We start from the raw sequence: 19820 nt of genomic DNA on the forward strand, positions 1-19820 counted from the left end.
CTCCCTTTTTTATCCCTTCTTTAGAAATATTTTTCTATAACAACCTAATTACACCTCATTTTTAATTTTTGGCATATCCCTTGCACATATTCCCTTGTACAAATGTAGCGAAAAAACGGGGGAAATATGAAACTTATCACCATCATCATAAAGCCATTTAAGCTGGAGGAAGTGCGGGAAGCACTTGCTGATATAGGTATACAAGGTATGACTATAACTGAAGTAAAGGGTTTTGGGCGTCAAAAAGGCCATTCCGAACTTTATCGGGGTGCTGAATATAACGTTAATTTCTTACCCAAAGTTAAGATTGATATTGCTACCAATGATGAACGAGTTGAAGAAATTATCCATGTTGTCCAGCAGACTGCTTTTACCGGAAAAATGGGGGATGGAAAAATATTTCTTTTTGAATTACAGCATGCCGTCCGGATTAGGACAGGTGAAACGAATGATGAAGCACTGTAAATGAGGGTGAAAAATGAAGAATAAATTTTTATCCGTAGTGTGTATTGCAGCCAGTTTTCCTTCGTTTGCTCTTGCTGCGGAAAATAATTTCAACAAAGCAGACACTGTATTTATGTTGATAAATACGATACTTGTACTTTTTATGACAATACCCGGCATTGCCCTATTTTATGGGGGATTATTACGCAGCAAAAATGTTTTGTCACTGATGTCACAGGTGATTGTTAGTTTTTCATTGATTTGTGTGCTTTGGATTATTTATGGATACAGTATGACCTTTGAGGTAGGCAACTCTTTTTGGGGTGGTTTTGGTCAGGTTATGTTGAAAAATATATCCATAACTGATCTAACTGGTAATTTTTATCAGTTAATTCATGTTGTTTTCCAGGGGGCATTTGCGTGTATTACGGTTGCTTTGGTGGTGGGAGCATTATGTGAAAGGGTGCGTTTTTCTGCATTGCTGATTTTTAGTGTGTTATGGCTGACAGTATCTTATATCCCTATGGCGCATATGGTATGGGGAGGCGGCTGGCTTGCTCAGGATGGTGCTTTGGATTTTGCTGGCGGAACTGTCGTTCACATTAATGCAGCAGCGGCAGGATTGGTTGGTGCTTATTTACTTGGGAAGCGCTCAGGTTTTGGGCGGGAAGCATTTAAACCTCATAACCTACCAATGACCTTTGTTGGAACAGCGATCCTTTACATTGGATGGTTTGGTTTTAATGTGGGTTCTGCTGGTGAAGTAAATGCTATCTCGGCGTTGGCTCTGGTTAATACGGTGGCAGCAACGGCGGGAGCGGTGTTGTCATGGGTTTTCTGCGAGTGGTTATTTCGCCAGAAACCTTCGCTTTTAGGAGCATGTTCTGGGTGCATTTCTGGTTTAGTGGTCATTACGCCTGCTGCTGCAACAGTTGGCATCAGTGGTGCGTTGGTGATGGGATTGATCGCAGGGATTGCTGGCTTATGGGGGGTAGTCATACTGAAAAAATGGTTACGTGTTGATGATGTTTGTGATGTGTTCGGGGTACATGGAGTATGTGGCATTGTCGGTTGTTTATTGACTGGTGTTTTTACTGCATCCTCTTTAGGTGGAACAGGGTTTGCTGAAGGAATGACAATGCTAAGGCAGTTCACTATTCAGGCTATTAGTATATTGGTCTGTATAGTTTGGTCATCAATAGCCGCTTATATTTCATTTAAGATCGCTGATAAGTTGGTTGGGTTACGTATTAGTCTTGAGTCAGAAAGAGAAGGACTTGATATTACTTCACATGGTGAAAGTGCTTATAACTGAGACGGTTATTTGTTTGCAAATAGGTATGCCGTAGTAACGGAAAAGTGAATTACGGCATACAGCTATTGATCCAATTCATTGTAGTTTACGGATGACTCCCTCCTGAACCGCAGATGCGATAAGCACGCCTGCACGGTTATAGATATGCCCACGGACAAAACCACGCGCTCCTGATGCTGATGGGCTTTCAATTGAATAGAGTAGCCAGTCATCCATATTGAAAGGGCGGTGATACCACATTGAGTGATCAATCGTGGCTATTTGCATATTTTCCGCCATGAATTTGACGTCATGGGGTTGTAGTGCCGTGGGCAAGAAATTGAAATCTGATGCATAGCCCAGTAAACAATGGTGAATAAATGGGTCTTCTGGCATTTTTCCGTTGCTACGGAACCAAACATAACGCACTGGGAGTTGGGATGAATGATGGGGTAGATTTTGCAGAGGAACGAGCTTCATCTCCAAAGGTGGAGTGGAAACCACTTTTTTTAATCTTGTCGGGAGTGAGTTAGTCATTTTTTTTACAATTTCTTCTTGGGAATCTAACTCTTCGGGATGAGGGACTAGAGGCATAGTATTTTGATGTTCAAAACTTTCTTCATGTCCTTGAAAGGATGCTGTCATGTAGAAGATAGGATGGCCATTTTGTATTGCGCTGACGCGGCGGGCACTGAAACTTTTTCCATCACGCAATATCTCAACATCATAAACAATGGGCTTATGGCTATCACCTGGACGTAGAAAATAGCTATGAAAGGAGTGGATCATTCTATCATCCGCGACGGTTTGTTTTGCTGCATATAGCGCTTGGCCTATTACTTGTCCGCCGAAAACTTGAGGAAATCCTAAGTCTTCACTTTGTCCTCGGTAAATTCCTTCTTCTATTTTTTCTAAATGTATCAAGTTAATTAAGTTTTGTAATGCTTGACTCATAACATGCCTTTATTTTTTAAGAACATTGAAAATGTATAAATGAAAGGTTATCGATAATAAGTTTTTATTTATTTGAAAATAAATGGATTAAGCTGTATAAAATTATCCTTGAGTTTTTATTTTAGATGAGAATTATCACTGTTAATTTTATCAATGCTTATCAAATAATGCGAATGTATTGTTTTGTGGTTTTATCTTTTGATTTGTATGATTGTTTTTATTTTAAATGCTAAGGGCTGGGGGGGTATTTAACTTAGGTTAACGTTGTGAAATTACGTGGTTTTTATATGACGTAGTAATGATTCATTAGCGTTATTAAATATATCTGTTGTTGCATCTGTTTATTGTTTGTCTACTGTGAGTTATGGCTTGAAAAAATGCTATAGGTGTTCTGTTAAGTAAAATCATTAAATTTTGATGTTTTTTGCAACAATATGGGCAATAAAGCAGCATTCAAATGAAGTTGCCTTGCTATTTCATAATGTTTGAAAGATAATGACCACCGCTTCGAAAGTTGAAGCTAATATCAATGGGGGCTTTGTTGGTTCTCTCGCAATGCTAACTTGTTAACTTGGTCAGGTCTGGAAAGAAGCAGCCATAGCAAGGGATGCGTGTGCCGGGATGTAGCTGGCAGAGCCCTCACCAATTTCAAACTCATCATGAGCTTATGCTGTCCTGTCAGCCGATAATAGCTACCGGCTCAAGTCACTTTCTATCTGAACATTACAGTTTAGCGGACAAATTTCCAAACAGACGATGGGATTTTATCATAGAGTTTATTCATGGTAAGTTCAGCCAAACGGTGATCCGCCGCGGAGTAGAACAATTCCAGTTCATCTTCCGAAAGCTCGTATTTATTTTTTTCAATTACACGTTCCAGTGTTTCAATAGAAGTGCATTTTCTTAAACGCATCAGATAGTCAGTTTTAGTCATAATCGCCTTATCTTATTTGGTATAAAAAATAGTTAGAAATATATTTATCAGATTTTGCTTAGAGAAGCGTTCAAATCATGTAACAGAACGTTAGTTAAGTGTTCGTTTGTTTTTTGCCATTTTGTAAGTTCAAGAAAGCTTATCTTATCACTTCCAAATAAATTATATGTTTCATCTAGATAGTCATCAATTAAGGTGCTCAGAGTGTAGTTGTCTGAGTATTTAATTTTAAAGCCCCAAACAAAAGCTGCTATGTGTTCAATCAATTCGTTAAGTTTTAAACTTTTCTCGGAGGTCAGGTCGTGAATCCAATGATTATCAGTGCGATTCAGGACGGAAAAAGCCTCATGAATTAAATTTTCACATAAGTATTTTAATTCAGCAATATCATGCCTTCTTGGTGAATATTCATCCATAATCACCTCCGTAAACGATGCACAGCTTATTTGAACTAAGGCTTATACATGCTAATTATTATAGTCATTCTTTTAGAATAGAGCCTATCAAAACATGATTATTATTTATTAATGTTAGTGCTCTATTATACGTATCTACCAACTAGATCTTTTAACAATGACTCATTTACGTTTAGTTACGACAAAAATACTAAATTCTGGCAAAGCCCCATTTCTGGCAAGCGCTAGCATTCTACTACGAAGGATAGTCATATCCACATATACTGTGAAATATATTAAATTATACTAATACAGTAGATACTGTAGCAATAGCACAGCAATCATTATAGGCGATTGTATTGCGACTTTCAAAATCAATATAGCGTCATTATTACATATGTCACCATCGAGATGGAACACTTTTTACCATTAAAGGTGTAATCAAGATAAAAACAAGGAAAGTTACCAAGTTATCTTCTGTTTATTTATAAAAAGCAAAAAATGTTGTCTTTTAAACTGACCAGGTCATTCATAAGTATTTATTTTAATTAGACTATGAATGAATTTTAACGCAGATATTGTCATCTTGTAATTTGTTGTTCGAGGGTTTTTTAGCTATTAAAAAGACCACATCAGTGGCCTTTTTAACATAGTTGAATTTTTAGTGAGTGGTTGAAGTGTGTTCAAGCTCCTCATTTTTTTTCGTAAACCGCCGCTTAATGACAACGAAAAATACAGGAACAAAATAGATTGCCAGCGATGTAGCTGCAATCATACCACCCAATACTCCTGTGCCTACGGCATTTTGTGCACCTGAACCTGCGCCATTGCTCAATACCAGAGGCATAACGCCAAGCATAAAGGCTAGAGAAGTCATTAGGATTGGACGCAAACGCATTCTGGCTGCTTCAAGCGTTGCTTCTATTAATCCCTTGCCTTCTTTTTCTATCAAATCCTTGGCGAACTCTACGATAAGGATGGCGTTTTTCGCAGACAGCCCGATGGTCGTTAATAAGCCAACTTTAAAGTAAACGTCATTATCCAGTCCACGTATTGATGTTGCCAGCAATGCGCCGATAACCCCCAGAGGGACGACTAGCATGACCGAGAACGGCACAGACCAGCTTTCATATAATGCTGCCAGACAAAGGAATACAACAATTAATGACAGCGCATATAGGGCAGGAGCCTGATTGCCAGATAGACGTTCTTGATAAGACATTCCAGTCCAGTCATAGCCAATTCCTGAAGGTAATTGTGATGCCAGTTGCTCCATAAGAGCCATTGCGTCACCAGTACTTTGACCAGGTGCTGCTTCGCCCACAATTTCCATAGAGGGAAGACCATTGTAGCGTTCCAGACGTGGTGAACCATAAATCCAGGGATCTTTTGATGCATCTATGAATGCAGAAAACGGCACCATTTTTCCATAATAGTTACGGACATATAATTTGCTGATATCGCTTGGTAACATACGGTAAGGCGAATCAGCTTGAATATAGACTTTTTTGACTCGACCACGGTCGATAAAATCATTGACGTAAACACCGCCAAACATCGTGCTCAGGGTTGTGTTGATATTTGTCGTGGATACAGCTAGGGCTTCTGCTTTTTCCTTATCGATATAGATGCGATATTGTTGTGTGTCATCTTGCCCATTAGGACGGACACTCGTCAGCATATTTGGGTGTTGTGCAACCATACCCAGCAATTGGTTACGTGCTTCTGTCAGTGCAGCATGCCCCAAATTTCCTTTATCAATCAACTGGAAGTCAAATCCACTGGCAGAACCCAACTCGACAATTGAAGGAATATTGAACGCAAAGACAAGACCTTCCTTGATTTGAGCAAAATTCGCATTGGCTCGAGCAACAATGGCTGGAACCTTATCTTTCTCATCCTTACGCAGTGCCCAATCTTTTAAGCTGATAAATGCCAGACCAGTATTCTGCCCTTGACCACTAAAACCCACGCCGTTAACTGTAAATGCAGATTTAACAACATCTTTCTCTTTGGTATAGAAGTAATCATTGATCTCATCTAATACCTTTTGTGTCTGTTCCTGAGTGGAGCCAGGTGGTAATTGAACCAATGCCAGTAAAACCCCCTGATCTTCTTCTGGTAAGAAGGAGGAGGGCAGATTCTTAAATATCCAGGCCATGCCGGCGATCAACATGATATAGATCACCAGGTAACGTCCCGTACCACGTAACATTCGGCCAATACTATCAGTATAATGATGTGTGCTCTGTTCAAACAGACGGTTAAACCAACCAAAGAATCCAGTGTGAGTGCTATGGCTGCCTTTAGCAACAGGTTTGAGCATCGTCGCACACAGTGCCGGAGTCAGGATTAATGCCACCAGCACAGACAATACCATTGCTGAGACGATCGTAATTGAGAATTGGCGGTAAATCGCTCCTGTTGAACCTCCGAAGAATGCCATTGGTACAAATACAGCGGAAAGTACCAGTGCGATACCGACCAAAGCGCCTTGGATCTGTCCCATCGATTTTTTGGTAGCTTCTTTCGGTGATAACCCCTCTTCCTGCATAATTCGTTCAACATTTTCCACGACAACAATGGCATCATCCACGAGCAAGCCTATGGCAAGTACCATAGCGAACATAGTCAAGGTATTGATGGAATAGCCAAACGCAGCAAGAATGGCAAATGTACCAAGCAGTACAACCGGAACCGCAATTGTTGGGATGAAGGTAGCTCGAAAGTTTTGCAAAAACAGGTACATGACGATAAACACTAACAGAATGGCTTCTGCCAATGTTTTCACCACTTCGAAAATAGAAATTTTGACGAATGGGGTAGTGTCATATGGATAGACAACAGTCAACCCATGCGGGAAGAAAGGTTGCATCTCAGCCAGAGCTTCTTGAACCGCCTTGGAGGTATTCAAGGCGTTGGCTCCCGTTGCTAGTTTGATACCAATCCCTGATGCTGGTTTGCCATTGAAGCGACCAATGATACTGTAATTTTCAGCGCCTAATTGAACGGTAGCGACATCACGCAAGCGAATTTGTGAACCATCGGGATTCATGCGCAGCAAAATATCGCCAAATTCTTCTGCCGAATTCAGGCGAGTTTGTGCGATGATCGAAGCATTCAAACGCTGACCTGGAACCGGTGGTGTCCCTCCTAATTGTCCGGCAGCAACCTGATTATTCTGCGCCTTGATTGCACTAATAACATCCTGAGTGGTGATTTTATAGTTGAGCAGTTTGTCAGGATTGAGCCAGATGCGCATGGCATACTGCGTGCCAAAGAGCTGTGTTTCACCCACGCCAGCAACACGGCTCAAGGTATCTTTGACGTTGCCTCCGATATAGTCAGCGATGTCATCTTGAGTCATGGAACCATCTTGAGAGATGAAACCAGCCACCATCAAAAATGAACTGGTGCTTTTATCAACACTAACACCTTGTTGCTGAACTTCTTGAGGCAATAGTGGCATTACCAATTGCAGTTTATTTTGAACCTGAACTTGCGCGATATCGGGATCTGTGTCTGCTTCAAAGGTCAACATGATATTCATGTGCCCCGCAGAATCACCGCTGGAAGACATGTACACTAGGTTATCGATACCATTCATATTCTGTTCAATAACCTGTGTTACAGTATTTTGTACTGTTGTCGCGTCAGCTCCTGGGTAACTTGCTGAAATGGAAATAGTAGGTGGGGCAATGGCAGGATATTGCTCCACGGGTAATTTCATGATTGCCAGCAGGCCAGATAGCATAGTGATAATCGCTATTACCCATGCAAAAATTGGCCGTTCGATAAAAAACTTAGGCATGAATCACCGACTCCTTATTGAGGCTTTTTTGCAGACTCAGCTTGATTAGCCGCAGGATTAGCATTCAAATCTGTCTCCGTTGGCTTGACCGTTATTCCTGGTGCTATTTTCTGCAATCCTGTGACGATTACTTTATCTCCAGCTTTCAGACCTTCTGTCACCAACCACTTGTTACCAATTGCCTGAGTAGCGTTGATATTGCGCAATTCTACTTTGTTATCTTTATCTACAATCAGAGCGGTTGCTTGACCACGAGGTGTTCTGGTAACCGCTTGCTGAGGAACCAAAATCGCATTTTTGCGCACACCTTCTTCTAACTTGGTGCGAACAAACATACCTGGTAGTAATTCTTCATTTGGGTTTGGAAACACAGCCCGCATAGTGATAGCGCTTGTTGTTTCGTCAACCGTCACGTCAGAAAACTCAAGGTAACCTTCTTGACTGTATACTTGCCCTGTGTCAGTAATTAGGCGGATTTTGGTTTTTTTGCTCTCTTTTTGAACGGTTCCTTTTGCAATTTCATTTTTGAATCGCAGATAATCGTCACTTGATTGAGTGATATCAACATAGATAGGATCTAACTGTTGAACAATCGTCAGGGCTGTTGGCTGACCCGCAGAAACCAGTGCTCCTTCTGTGACGGTAGACTTACCCGCACGCCCAGAAATAGGGGAGGTCACCTTGGTGTATGCCAGGTTGATTCTGGCATTTTCCAATGCAGCCTGAGAGGACTGAACATCTGCTTTTGCCTGAGCATATTCTGAATTTGCTTTATCAAATTCCTGTTTACTCACGTATTGTGTGCCTAGCAAAGATTGATAACGTTCAACGGTTAAGCGGGAAACATTCTCATTGGCTTGCGCTCTGGCTAAGCTTGCTTTTGCTTTACTGTATTCTGCCTGATAAGTTGCTGGATCTATTTGGTATAACGACTCACCAGCAACCACATCACTTCCTTCTTTATAGTTACGTTTCAGTACGATGCCGCCGACTTGGGGGCGAACCTCGGCAACACGATAAGACGAGGTTCGGCCTGGTAATTCTGTGATGACCGTTAGAGGTTCTGCTTTCAGCGTTACAATACCAACTTCAGGAACATGCTGGCCTGCCGCCCCTTGCTGTGTATTTTTATTGTCATTGCATCCTGAAAGAATGAAACTGCCTGAAATTACCAGGAATGTGGCCAGAGGCAAAACTCCCCTGTTTTTTCGCATAAGTAAACCTCAATTTTTCAATGTTGATTCGCTAATCTAACAAGTGAAATCATTACTTCGTTGGTTAATGAGTGCTATAGTACAAACATACATGAATGTATGTAAATCCGCCTCGGTCAAAAACAAAGTTTATGGCACTAAAATGGCACGAAAAACTAAACAGCAAGCAAATAAAACTCGTCAGCAAATCATAGATGCTGCGATAAAGACTTTTTCTGAGCGTGGTGTTTCTGCCACCTCGCTATCCGATATCGCAACTGCCGCTGGTGTAACGCGCGGAGCAATTTACTGGCACTTTAAAAATAAAACAGATCTACTTTCTGTTGTTTGTAGAATGTCAGAGCATAAAATAGACGAACTAGAGAAAGAGTATCAATCAAAATATCCTGATAATCCACTTATTGCGTTGAGATATTTATTAATTTCCATGTTAAGAATGATGATTGATGATTCTCAGATACGTCAATTTATGGAAATTTTTTTCCATAAATGTGAATTCGTTGGAGAAATGTCTCTACTAGTAGAGGATATTCGGGAAATGTGTATTTCTGATTACGAGAAAATTGAAAAAATGTTATTTGCTTGTATTCAATCCGGAGAACTACCCTATGATCTTGATTGTAGGCGCTCTGCCATTATGTTGAGAGCATTGATGACAGGGATATTTGAGAACTGGTCGTTCTCACCGGACAGTTTTAATATTCAAGAGCAATCAGCCCACTTGGTGGATAGTTTCATTGATACACTTAAATACAGCCACCATTTGCGGAACCGCGAAGAAAACAAATTTTGAACATGCAGCTGAGGAATAAGCATTAATTAGGCTTATTCCGCAGATTTCTGTACCTGTTTTTTCAATTTGCTTTGAAGATCATGTTGGACGATTTCTAGTGCTGCCAGTGCGATAGCTGGAGAAACTTCGTTACATTCAAGCAGATAAATAAGATCTACTGCCAATTGTACTTCGGGGGGTGCTTGTTCCAGAGCCATAGCGGCGTCTTCCTTTGTGATTAATTTGAATGTTCTCGCTTTTCTATCGATTTCTCGATCCGCATTAATGCTTGACGACAGCGAGCGAGCCTACCAGCCAAGGCAGCAATTTCTTTTTGCAGTTTATGCTTATTAGTCAGTGTAGTTTGTTTGTTTAACTGTAACTCTCTGTCATCAATCATTGCCATTAAGCGACGTTCATAATCTTGATGTTCTGCCAGACGTTGATAAAGATCTTGTTCTGGTGATCGGCGCTCAAATTTATCTTCCTGTTTTCGTAGCGCTTGGGTTGATATTTCACGCTTAAGTGCCTCGATTTGTGTTGCTAAACGCTCGGCAAGGAACTTCACTTGTTCAATCCGATAATCGCTGACACAGGCTTTCAATTGTTCCATATTTTGTCTGATTTCTCGCAGGTATCCACCAAGTTTATTGCTGCGATGGTGGAATAATGCTTGATCAAAACGGGCGATGGAAAAAGGGATATCAGGCAGTAAAGCGAGTTCTTTTTCCAGAATATCAACCTGTTTTTCAAGTACACTTAATAAATTTTGTATGCCCATTAGCATCTCATTATCATTAATAATCTGTCTGTTAAAGACTTTAATTGGCTTCGCAGATCCGGTTGCCATAACACCGAACTTGCCAGGCATGGTGATTGACTTACGTCAACAAAATATAAGCAGCGACTTGCTTGGCAGTTGCTTTTTTTCGGTAGTTTGAATAGATTTTACCGTTTTCTTTTTAAACTTGGCTGGCATTGATTATGACCGCTAACGCGCAACAACTGCAATTAATTAAAGATAGTATCGAAACAATCCCTGATTATCCAAAGGCAGGGATACTTTTTCGTGATATTACCACATTGCTCGATAATCCAGCAGCTTACCAAACTACGATAGATTTATTGGTGGCTCGTTATCAGAATAAAGGCATCACGAAAATTGTGGGTACTGAAGCACGTGGTTTCTTATTCGGAGCGCCTGTGGCACTGCGTCTGGGAGTTGGTTTTGTTCCCGTTCGTAAAAAAGGGAAATTACCGCGTGAAACACTGAGTGAAACTTACGATCTGGAATATGGTACAGATACATTAGAAATCCATAAAAGCAGCATTAAGGACGGGGATAAAGTTCTGGTTATTGATGATCTGCTGGCAACGGGAGGCACCATTGATGCGACCGTTCGCCTGATCCGTCGTCTGGGTGGTCAAGTTTCCGAAGCGGCATTTATTATTGGCTTGCCGGATTTAGGTGGTGTTGAACGTTTGAAAAAACAAGGCATTGACAGCTACACCATCGTTGAATTTCCCGGCCATTAATTATTCTGTTTTTTGCATTATTGACACATATTGATATATCAGCCTCGCCGTTAGTGGTGAGGCTGTGCTAGCATGATAGACAGTCATGTTCAATTTCCTCGGTATTCATGAGCTATCAGGTACTTGCCCGTAAGTGGCGCCCACAAATATTTTCTGACGTGATTGGTCAGCAACATGTGCTGACTGCATTGGCGAATGGTCTCGAACATCAACGCCTTCATCACGCTTATCTTTTTTCCGGCACTCGTGGCGTGGGAAAAACCACTATTGCACGTCTGTTGGCAAAAGGACTGAATTGCGAAACGGGTATAACCAAGACGCCGTGTGGTCAGTGTACTAATTGTCTCGAAATTGAGCAGGGGCGGTTTGTGGATCTGATTGAGATCGACGCCGCTTCCCGAACAAAAGTAGAAGATACCCGCGAGTTGCTGGACAATGTTCAGTATGCGCCTGCCAGAGGTCGTTTCAAAGTTTACCTTATTGATGAAGTTCACATGCTTTCCCGCCATAGTTTCAATGCGTTGTTGAAGACATTGGAAGAGCCACCGGAACATGTGAAATTTCTTCTGGCAACAACCGACCCACAGAAACTGCCAGTGACGATTCTTTCACGCTGTTTGCAATTCCATTTGAAAACACTCGATGTGGATCAAATTAGTAGCCAATTGGAACATGTCCTTAATGCAGAGCAAATAGAAAGCGATGCTCGTGCCCGCCAGCTACTTGCCCGTGCAGCAGATGGTAGTATGCGTGATGCTTTGAGCTTAACGGATCAAGCTATTGCTCTTGGTGGCGGGAAGCTGACATCGGATATCGTCAGCCAGATGCTGGGAACGCTGGACGATGACCAACCATTGGCGATGATTGAATCGCTGGTGCGTGCAGATGGTCAACAAATGATGGCTCTGGTGGAACAAGTGGCAACTCGTGGCGTAGATTGGGAAAATCTGCTGGTTGAAACCCTGTCGCTGTTGCATCGGATTGCCATGCTTCAGCTATTGCCTCAGCAACCTGAAAACGAGCCTTCTTCAACGGAAGGGCGGTTGCGTTTGTTGGCAAGATCAATTTCCCCGACTGATTTGCAGCTTTATTACCAGGCGTTACTGGTAGGGCGCAAGGAGCTTCCTTATGCGCCAGAGCGACGGATGGGAGTTGAGATGGCATTATTGCGTGCCTTGGCTTTTCATCCCAAAACAGTTATTGAGGAAACATTACCACCTGCTGTGGAACACCCTGTAGCGCCCCAATTTTCTGCAAATAATCAAGCAAATGAACGCGCTGGGCATGAAATATCACAATCGATGGGAAATGAATCTTCCATTGCAAACAGCCCAACAGCGAAACTCTTGCAAGCAAGAAATTCGCTGGCTCATCAAGGAAATACACCACCAAAAAAGCCTGAGCCGGCAGAGTCTGCGAAGGCGAAGCCGGCAAGTTCGGCACTGGAGCGGCTGGTGATGGTGGCAGAACAGCGCTCTCAATCACATATTCCTACAACACGGCAGCCTAAGCCGGTTAATCCGGTAAAAAAAGAAGCTTATCGCTGGCGGGCAACGAATACTGGAGAAGAGAAACAGCGCCCGACTGCGACGCCAAAAGCGATCAAAGCGGCTTTGGAGCACGAGAAAACAGCAGAATTAGTAGAAAAGCTGGCGATTGAATCGAAACAAAGAGATCCATGGGCTGCAGAAATTGATAAACTGCATATTCCCAAATTGGTTCAACAGGTAGCACTGAATGCATTTAAAGAACAGGTTGATGAAAATCGTCTTTGTCTGCATTTACGTTCAAAGCAGCATCATCTTAATTCAGCATCGGCTCAGAAAGCGTTGACCGAAGCATTAAGTGAATTGCATGGAAAACCTATTGAACTCATTATCATTGAAGATGATAATCCTGCGGTAAAAACGCCTCTGGAGTGGCGGCAAGCCATTTATGAAGAAAAATTGGCACAAGCACGCCAATCCATTATTTCGGATAAAACGATTCAAACACTTCAGCAACTATTCGATGCAGAATTGGATGAAGAAAGTATCCGGCCTGTTTAACTGCCGTAGTGTATTTTTATGCTGTGGCTATAGCGAAGAGAGAGAATTATGTTTGGTAAAGGTGGTTTGGGCAATTTGATGAAACAGGCCCAACAGATGCAAGAAAAAATGCAGAAAATGCAAGAAGAAATTGCAAATCTGGAAGTTACAGGCGAATCTGGTGCAGGTCTGGTAAAAATCACGATTAATGGTGCACATAACTGCCGTCGGGTTGAAATCGATCCCAGTTTGATGGACGACGACAAAGATATGCTGGAAGATCTGATCGCAGCGGCATTCAATGATGCAGCTCGCCGTATTGAAGAAACCCAGAAAGAAAGAATGGCCAGTGTTTCCAGCGGAATGCAATTACCACCTGGGTTTAAGATGCCATTCTAATGCAAACCAGTCCTCTTCTTGAATCCCTGATGGACGCTCTGCGCTGTTTGCCTGGCGTAGGCCCAAAATCTGCACAGCGGATGGCATTTCATCTATTGCAGAGAGATCGCAGTGGTGGGATGCGATTGGCGCAGGCATTGACGCGAGCTATGTCTGAAATTGGTCACTGTCAGGATTGCCGGACATTTACGGAACAGGAACAGTGCACGATCTGCACCAATCCCCGTCGTCAGCAGAATGGTCAGATCTGTGTAGTGGAAAGCCCCGCAGATATTCATGCTATCGAACAAACGGGTCAGTTTGCGGGACGTTATTTTGTCTTGATGGGGCATTTATCGCCACTGGATGGTATCGGGCCAATGGATATTGGTTTAGATCGTTTAGAAGAACGCTTATCTTCTGAAACCTTGTCAGAGATTATTCTGGCAACTAATCCAACTGTCGAGGGAGAGGCAACGGCAAACTATATTGCAGAAATATGCTCTCAATATAGTGTGACAGCCAGCCGAATTGCTCACGGAGTTCCTGTGGGTGGAGAGCTTGAAATGGTGGATGGTACAACACTGTCTCATTCGCTGGCTGGCCGTCAAAAAATCACGAATTTGTGATTTTGTTCCCAACTAATGGGGAATTTTAATGGATGGTGGTGCTGATTATGCCGCCATCCATAGCCGATTTATCCACGTATCAAATTAATTTTACATTCTTCTGGTTGTCTTAACTTGAAACTTTCCGTATTTATCCCCATTTGATGATCATCGTCCGATTTTACATATCTGAACTGGATTTAGATTGAGGTAATAAATGAGTATGAAAGGTCAGGAAACCCGTGGATTTCAGTCTGAAGTCAAACAATTGTTGCAGTTGATGATCCACTCTCTCTATTCCAATAAAGAAATTTTTCTCCGTGAACTGATTTCAAACGCATCTGATGCGGCTGACAAATTGCGCTTCCGTGCATTGTCGGCTCCTGAACTGTATGAAAATGATGGTGAATTGCGTGTTCGTCTGGCTCTTGATAAAGAACAGAAAACGATCACCATCAGCGATAATGGTATCGGCATGTCCCGTGATGAAGTGATCGATAATCTGGGAACGATTGCAAAATCAGGTACTAAAGCATTTCTTGAATCCATTGGTTCTGATCAGGCAAAAGACAGCCAATTGATTGGTCAGTTCGGTGTCGGTTTCTACTCTGCATTTATTGTTGCTGACAAAGTTACCGTACGTACTCGTGCAGCAGGAACACCCGCTGAACAAGGTGTGTTCTGGGAATCAACGGGAGAAGGCGACTACACCGTTGCTGATATTGAAAAAGCGGATCGTGGTACAGAAATCACCCTGCATCTGCGAGATGAGGAAAGTGAGTTCCTTAACGACTGGCGTCTGCGTTCTATCATTGGCAAATATTCTGATCATATTGCTTTGCCAGTTGAAATCGAAACCCAAACTAAAAACGAAGAAGACGATTCAGTTACCGTTACATGGGAAAAAATCAACAAGGCTCAAGCCTTGTGGACTCGTAGTAAAGCTGAAATCAGTGATGAAGAGTACCAAGAGTTTTATAAGCATATCTCCCATGATTTTACTGACTCTCTGATTTGGAGCCATAACCGCGTGGAAGGTAAGCAGGAATATACTAGCTTGCTATATATTCCTTCCCAGGCACCGTGGGATATGTGGAACCGCGAACATAAACATGGCCTGAAATTATATGTACAGCGTGTATTCATCATGGATGAAGCTGAACAGTTCATGCCAAATTACTTGCGCTTTGTCCGTGGTCTGATCGATTCCAACGACCTGCCATTGAACGTTTCTCGTGAAATTCTGCAAGATAGTTCAATCACACGTAATCTGCGCAGCGCGCTGACGAAACGTGTATTGCAAATGTTGGATAAACTGGCAAAAGACGACGCAGAAAAATATCAAACTTTCTGGCAGCAATTCGGCCTGGTAATGAAAGAAGGTCCAGCCGAAGATGGCGCAAACAAAGAAGCTATTGCTAAGTTACTGCGCTTTGCTACAACTCATAATGATAGCTCCGCCCAAACTGTTTCTCTGGAAGATTATGTTGGCCGCATGGCAGAAGGGCAGGAGAAGATTTATTACATTACAGCAGACAGTTATGCTGCGGCGAAGAATAGCCCACACTTGGAACTGTTCCGTAAGAAAGGCATTGAGGTTCTGTTGCTGTCTGACCGTATTGATGAATGGATGATGAGCTACCTGACTGAATTCGATGGTAAATCATTCCAATCTGTCAGCAAGGCTGATGAGTCTCTCGACAAACTGGCGGATGAAAACAAAGCGGAGCAAGAAGAAGCAGACAAAAAACTGGAGCCATTCATTGAGCGCGTGAAGACTCTGCTGGGTGAGCGCGTGAAAGATGTGAAACTGACTCATCGTCTGACAGATACTCCAGCTATTGTAACCACTGATGCCAATGCGATGAGCACTCAAATGGCGAAGCTATTTGCAGCAGCGGGTCAGACTGCACCCGAAGTAAGCTATAACTTTGAGCTGAATCCGGAACATCTTCTGGTTAAGAAAGCGGCTGATATTGATAATGATGCTCAATTTGCTGATTGGGTAGAGTTGCTGTTGGATCAAGCACTATTTGCTGAACGTGGCACCTTGGATGATCCAAACCAGTTTATTCGTCGTATGAATCAATTATTATTAGCTGAAAAAGCTTAAATTTATTGAGATAATGACAAAAACCACGCTTCAAAGAAAAATGAAGCGTGGTTTATTTTTTTAGTTAATGCGGAAACGTTTACCTGTTTTCTTGAGCCATTCCCCATTCAAATGGTATGGTGGTACGTTTTCTTTAAAATATGAAAAGCAAATAGCAAGGGGATTTACGCGATGCGTATTATTCTACTGGGCGCGCCAGGCGCCGGTAAGGGGACTCAGGCACAATTTATCATGGAGAAATATGGGATACCCCAAATTTCTACAGGTGACATGCTACGTGCTGCGGTAAAAGCTGGCACCGAATTGGGTTTGCAAGCAAAAGCGCTGATGGATAATGGCAAGCTGGTAACTGATGAGTTGGTCATTGCTTTGGTTAAAGAGCGCATCAAACAAGATGATTGTCATAATGGCTTCTTGTTGGATGGGTTCCCACGCACTATTCCTCAAGCAGATGCCATGAAAGAAGTGGGTATCAAGGTTGATTATGTGCTGGAATTTGATGTTCCTGATGAAATCATCGTTGAACGTATCATTGGTCGTCGTGTGCATGCGCCGTCCGGCCGTGTTTACCACATCAAATTCAATCCACCAAAAGTAGAAAATAAAGATGATGTCACAGGCGAAGAACTGACTATCCGTAAAGATGATCAGGAAGATACGGTTCGTAAACGTCTGGTTGAATACCACACCCAAACTGCACCTCTGGTTTCTTACTATCAGCAAGAAGCACAAGCGGGTAACACAAAATACTTCAAACTTGATGGTACTCGTCAGGTAGCAGAAGTTAGCGCAGAGCTGGCTGATATTCTGGGCGAATGATTTCGTGTTCTTTTGAGTTGTTATCACAGGCGGCCTTCATACCGCCTGACTTTTTTATCGTTCACGCTCCCCTAGAGAAATTTACTCCATGAAATGTTACATGTAACTATCATTCCTGTTTTATACTAGATTGTCAGTCATTTTAATGGAGCTCTGAGGAATGAGTAGCAAGAAGTATGGTGTCCTATTAGTGAACCTCGGTACACCTGATGCGCCAACACCAGCAGCAATAAGATGTTATCTGGCAAATTTTCTGAGTGACAGAAGGGTAGTTGATATCCCGCCATTTATTTGGAAACCTATCCTGAATGGTTTTATTCTTCCTTTTCGTTCTTCTCGAATTGCTAAACTTTATCAAGAAATTTGGATGGAAGAAGGTTCTCCTTTATTGGTTTATAGTCGCCGTCAGCAGAAATTGCTGAGTGAAAAATTGGTAGATATCCCTGTTGCTTTGGGAATGACTTACGGTTCTCCTTCTTTATCCCAGTCCGTCGAGAGTTTGTTACAACAAGGTATTGAAGCGCTCATTATACTGCCACTTTATCCGCAATATTCCAGTACAACTTCGGCAGCGGTTTTTGACAGGATCAGTAAAATATTGCGAGAATACCGGACAATTCCTACCCTGTATTTTGTCCGTAGTTATGCCACACACCCTGCCTATATTGCAGCACTAAAGGAAACCATTGAACAGAGCTTTGAAAAGCATGGTCAACCTGATCGGTTAATTATTTCCTATCATGGTATTCCAGAACGTCTGGCAAAAATGGGTGATATTTATCCACAAGATTGTCAGGCGACAACTAAACTGTTGAGTCAGGTACTGGATTATCCGGCAGATAAAATGGTGATGACATACCAGTCGCGTTTTGGTCACTTACCGTGGTTATCTCCTTATACCGATAAAACCATAGCATCATTACCCAGCCAGGGGGTGGAACATGTTCAAGTGGTGTGTCCGGGGTTTGCGGCAGATTGTTTGGAAACGTTGGAAGAGATTAAGCAACAGAATAAAGTTATCTTTTTAGAAGCTGGCGGGAAAAAGTTTGAATATATCTCTGCACTTAATGATAATAAAGCCCACATTTCTTTGCTTGAACAGTTGGTAGATAGTGTCATGAAATAACCAGCCATTGCTGATTATGGGACATTATCACACATGATGAATAGCAGACATTGATCGTCGTATGATTTTAAAGATATGGCTTTTAACCGATAAGTAGGATAAGCAAGAAAAAGATCTTGTATATCAATGAAAAGCAAAATTATTTGGATTGGACATATAGATAATGAGTAATAAACCTATTAAACACCCCGATTTTTACCAAGAACATGCCAACTATTATCCTCCAGCACAGGAGGATGAAATTGATTTGTTTGAACTATTCTCTGTACTCTTCCAATCAAAATATTTGATCATTGCCGTATCTTTCGTTTTTGCAATTATTGGTTTCGGTACGGCATCATTTTTACCGCAAAAATGGACCAGTACAGCGGCTGTAGTGAAACCAGGGCTGGAGGAGTTTCAGCCATTGAAAAATGCGTTAACGGATTTACATGTTCTGAACATAGATCCTAAAATGACAGAAGGATCACTGTATAAACGGTTTATTGAAAACTATAACTCACGTGTATTGCGTGAAGAATATTTGGTTAATACCAATTACTTCAAGACCTTGCTTGCTAAGAATCAAGACAGTTCTGAGCAGGAAAAAAGAACACTAATCGAAAAAATTGTCAATAAAAATATTGAGATAGTTTTACCTAAGAAAGAGAAAGATGATGAAATTATCGATGAAGTCAAACTCTCTTTCAGTGCTGACAATGCAGAAGATGCTTATAATCTATTAAGTGGCTATATCAAATTCGTCTCTTCAGTGGTTCGTGATCAAGTGAAAGAAGAGCTGAGTGATATGGTTCATGAGAAACTGGAATACTCACAAAAGCTGTATGCCCTCGATTTGGAACGTATCGCTAATATGCGCAGTGTAGATATTGAGCGGTTGAAGTATGCGATTTCTCTTGCAGATTCTGCCGGCATTAAAAAACCAGTATCCAATGGCGGGACTATGATCAAGGATGACCCAGATTATTCGATTGCGCTGGGTTCTGATGCACTGCAACGTAAATTACAGATTACTGAAGAAATTACTGATCCAACTAAAATCGATGCAGACCTGCGTAATCGCCAGTTGTATATTAAAAATCTGGAAAAAGTGAATGTTAATACAGTTGATTTTGTACCATTCAAATACATGCAGGAACCTTATAAACCGACGTCAAAAGACTCACCCAAGCGTTTGCTGATTTTGATTGGAGCAGGCTTTATCGGATTGATTTTATCTATCATGTATGTTCTGTTACGTCACATGATCCGTAGCCGCCAGAAACAAGAGGCTTAATATTATTTATAACTCGTATATGTTATCAATAATATTCTGATAGCTAGCGCTTCGGCAGCCAATGTTGTAATAGCATTGGCTGTCTTTATTTTGGGCGCTGTATTTTTTATTTCTCCCCG

Annotated in this window: 18 protein-coding genes and 1 other RNA gene; 12 read left to right on the top strand and 7 right to left on the bottom strand. The window is 41.9% G+C overall.

All coding sequences use genetic code 11. The features are described 5' to 3' along the window. Positions 1-126: 126 nt before the first annotated feature. Both glnK and amtB read left to right on the top strand, forming a co-directional pair. On the top strand, positions 127-465 hold the full coding sequence (gene glnK, locus Xedl_RS05815) for a P-II family nitrogen regulator (protein ID WP_074022880.1): 339 nt from the start codon (positions 127-129) through the stop codon (positions 463-465). 13 nt (positions 466-478) lie between these two features. After that, positions 479-1759 (top strand): ammonium transporter AmtB, encoded by a 1281-nt coding sequence (gene amtB, locus Xedl_RS05820; RefSeq protein WP_074022881.1) that lies wholly within the window; start codon positions 479-481, stop codon positions 1757-1759. A gap of 75 nt (positions 1760-1834) precedes the next feature. On the opposite strand, the gene tesB is transcribed toward amtB, so the two are convergent. Further along, positions 1835-2692, bottom strand: a complete 858-nt coding sequence (tesB, locus tag Xedl_RS05825) for an acyl-CoA thioesterase II (RefSeq protein WP_074022882.1) — start codon at positions 2690-2692, stop codon at positions 1835-1837. A 539-nt stretch (positions 2693-3231) separates the two neighbouring features. On the opposite strand from tesB, the gene ffs reads away from it, so the two are divergent. Then, positions 3232-3328, top strand: an RNA gene (gene ffs, locus Xedl_RS05830) — signal recognition particle sRNA small type. Between the two features lie 94 nt (positions 3329-3422). Here ffs and Xedl_RS05835 read toward each other — a convergent pair. From Xedl_RS05835 to Xedl_RS05850, 4 genes are all read right to left on the bottom strand, one after another. Further along, a complete protein-coding gene (locus tag Xedl_RS05835; RefSeq protein ID WP_047766794.1) occupies positions 3423-3626 on the bottom strand; it encodes an HHA domain-containing protein in 204 nt (67 codons plus the stop codon). Between the two features lie 47 nt (positions 3627-3673). Beyond that, the gene (gene tomB / locus Xedl_RS05840; RefSeq protein ID WP_074022883.1) at positions 3674-4042 is read right to left on the bottom strand and encodes an Hha toxicity modulator TomB; all 369 of its coding nucleotides are present in this window, start codon (positions 4040-4042) and stop codon (positions 3674-3676) included. A 640-nt stretch (positions 4043-4682) separates the two neighbouring features. Continuing rightward, positions 4683-7832, bottom strand: coding sequence for an efflux RND transporter permease subunit (locus Xedl_RS05845; RefSeq protein ID WP_074022884.1), 3150 nt, complete (start codon positions 7830-7832; stop codon positions 4683-4685). 14 nt (positions 7833-7846) lie between these two features. Beyond that, entirely contained in the window at positions 7847-9046 is a 1200-nt protein-coding gene (locus Xedl_RS05850) for an efflux RND transporter periplasmic adaptor subunit (protein ID WP_074022885.1), read from the bottom strand. Positions 9047-9188: 142 nt separating this feature from the next. On the opposite strand from Xedl_RS05850, the gene acrR reads away from it, so the two are divergent. Then, a complete protein-coding gene (acrR, locus tag Xedl_RS05855) occupies positions 9189-9839 on the top strand; it encodes a multidrug efflux transporter transcriptional repressor AcrR (RefSeq protein WP_143187387.1) in 651 nt (216 codons plus the stop codon). Between the two features lie 32 nt (positions 9840-9871). Here acrR and rsmS read toward each other — a convergent pair whose 3' ends face one another. Next, complete coding sequence (gene rsmS / locus Xedl_RS05860; RefSeq protein WP_074022886.1) at positions 9872-10036, bottom strand: pleiotropic regulatory protein RsmS; 165 nt, start codon at positions 10034-10036, stop codon at positions 9872-9874. A 20-nt stretch (positions 10037-10056) separates the two neighbouring features. After that, positions 10057-10599, bottom strand: a complete 543-nt coding sequence (gene priC, locus Xedl_RS05865; protein ID WP_074022919.1) for a primosomal replication protein PriC — start codon at positions 10597-10599, stop codon at positions 10057-10059. A gap of 203 nt (positions 10600-10802) precedes the next feature. Between priC and apt the strand changes: the two genes are divergently transcribed. From apt to wzz(fepE), 8 genes are all read left to right on the top strand, one after another. Further along, entirely contained in the window at positions 10803-11354 is a 552-nt protein-coding gene (apt, locus tag Xedl_RS05870; RefSeq protein WP_074022887.1) for an adenine phosphoribosyltransferase, read from the top strand. Positions 11355-11461: 107 nt separating this feature from the next. Continuing rightward, the gene (dnaX, locus tag Xedl_RS05875; RefSeq protein ID WP_074022888.1) at positions 11462-13402 is read left to right on the top strand and encodes a DNA polymerase III subunit gamma/tau; all 1941 of its coding nucleotides are present in this window, start codon (positions 11462-11464) and stop codon (positions 13400-13402) included. Positions 13403-13450: 48 nt separating this feature from the next. Beyond that, positions 13451-13780, top strand: coding sequence for a YbaB/EbfC family nucleoid-associated protein (locus tag Xedl_RS05880; protein ID WP_074022889.1), 330 nt, complete (start codon positions 13451-13453; stop codon positions 13778-13780). Beyond that, entirely contained in the window at positions 13780-14388 is a 609-nt protein-coding gene (gene recR / locus Xedl_RS05885) for a recombination mediator RecR (protein ID WP_074022890.1), read from the top strand. The genes Xedl_RS05880 and recR overlap by 1 nt, the downstream gene beginning before the upstream one ends. Positions 14389-14590: 202 nt before the next feature. Further along, positions 14591-16480, top strand: coding sequence for a molecular chaperone HtpG (gene htpG, locus Xedl_RS05890; protein ID WP_074022891.1), 1890 nt, complete (start codon positions 14591-14593; stop codon positions 16478-16480). Between the two features lie 171 nt (positions 16481-16651). Next, on the top strand, positions 16652-17299 hold the full coding sequence (gene adk, locus Xedl_RS05895; RefSeq protein ID WP_074022892.1) for an adenylate kinase: 648 nt from the start codon (positions 16652-16654) through the stop codon (positions 17297-17299). Between the two features lie 160 nt (positions 17300-17459). Then, positions 17460-18425, top strand: coding sequence for a ferrochelatase (gene hemH / locus Xedl_RS05900; RefSeq protein WP_074022893.1), 966 nt, complete (start codon positions 17460-17462; stop codon positions 18423-18425). A 163-nt stretch (positions 18426-18588) separates the two neighbouring features. After that, positions 18589-19701: an LPS O-antigen length regulator Wzz(fepE) gene (gene wzz(fepE), locus Xedl_RS05905; RefSeq protein ID WP_074022894.1), complete on the top strand. Its 1113-nt coding sequence runs from the start codon at positions 18589-18591 to the stop codon at positions 19699-19701. The last annotated feature ends 119 nt before the right edge of the window (positions 19702-19820 follow it).

Source organism: Xenorhabdus eapokensis (assembly GCF_001908105.1).

Bases quoted from the DNA above. Each gene is read 5' to 3' on its own strand.
- adk (WP_074022892.1), top strand. From the start codon at position 16,652: ATGCGTATTATTCTACTGGGCGCGCCAGGCGCCGGTAAGGGGACTCAG.
- acrR (WP_143187387.1), top strand. From the start codon at position 9,189: ATGGCACGAAAAACTAAACAGCAAGCAAATAAAACTCGTCAGCAAATC.
- Xedl_RS05845 (WP_074022884.1), bottom strand. From the start codon at position 7,832: ATGCCTAAGTTTTTTATCGAACGGCCAATTTTTGCATGGGTAATAGCG.
- glnK (WP_074022880.1), top strand. From the start codon at position 127: ATGAAACTTATCACCATCATCATAAAGCCATTTAAGCTGGAGGAAGTG.
- tomB (WP_074022883.1), bottom strand. From the start codon at position 4,042: ATGGATGAATATTCACCAAGAAGGCATGATATTGCTGAATTAAAATAC.
- Xedl_RS05850 (WP_074022885.1), bottom strand. From the start codon at position 9,046: ATGCGAAAAAACAGGGGAGTTTTGCCTCTGGCCACATTCCTGGTAATT.
- amtB (WP_074022881.1), top strand. From the start codon at position 479: ATGAAGAATAAATTTTTATCCGTAGTGTGTATTGCAGCCAGTTTTCCT.
- htpG (WP_074022891.1), top strand. From the start codon at position 14,591: ATGAAAGGTCAGGAAACCCGTGGATTTCAGTCTGAAGTCAAACAATTG.
- recR (WP_074022890.1), top strand. From the start codon at position 13,780: ATGCAAACCAGTCCTCTTCTTGAATCCCTGATGGACGCTCTGCGCTGT.
- Xedl_RS05835 (WP_047766794.1), bottom strand. From the start codon at position 3,626: ATGACTAAAACTGACTATCTGATGCGTTTAAGAAAATGCACTTCTATT.
- priC (WP_074022919.1), bottom strand. From the start codon at position 10,599: ATGGGCATACAAAATTTATTAAGTGTACTTGAAAAACAGGTTGATATT.
- dnaX (WP_074022888.1), top strand. From the start codon at position 11,462: ATGAGCTATCAGGTACTTGCCCGTAAGTGGCGCCCACAAATATTTTCT.
- Xedl_RS05880 (WP_074022889.1), top strand. From the start codon at position 13,451: ATGTTTGGTAAAGGTGGTTTGGGCAATTTGATGAAACAGGCCCAACAG.
- apt (WP_074022887.1), top strand. From the start codon at position 10,803: ATGACCGCTAACGCGCAACAACTGCAATTAATTAAAGATAGTATCGAA.
- hemH (WP_074022893.1), top strand. From the start codon at position 17,460: ATGAGTAGCAAGAAGTATGGTGTCCTATTAGTGAACCTCGGTACACCT.
- tesB (WP_074022882.1), bottom strand. From the start codon at position 2,692: ATGAGTCAAGCATTACAAAACTTAATTAACTTGATACATTTAGAAAAA.
- rsmS (WP_074022886.1), bottom strand. From the start codon at position 10,036: ATGGCTCTGGAACAAGCACCCCCCGAAGTACAATTGGCAGTAGATCTT.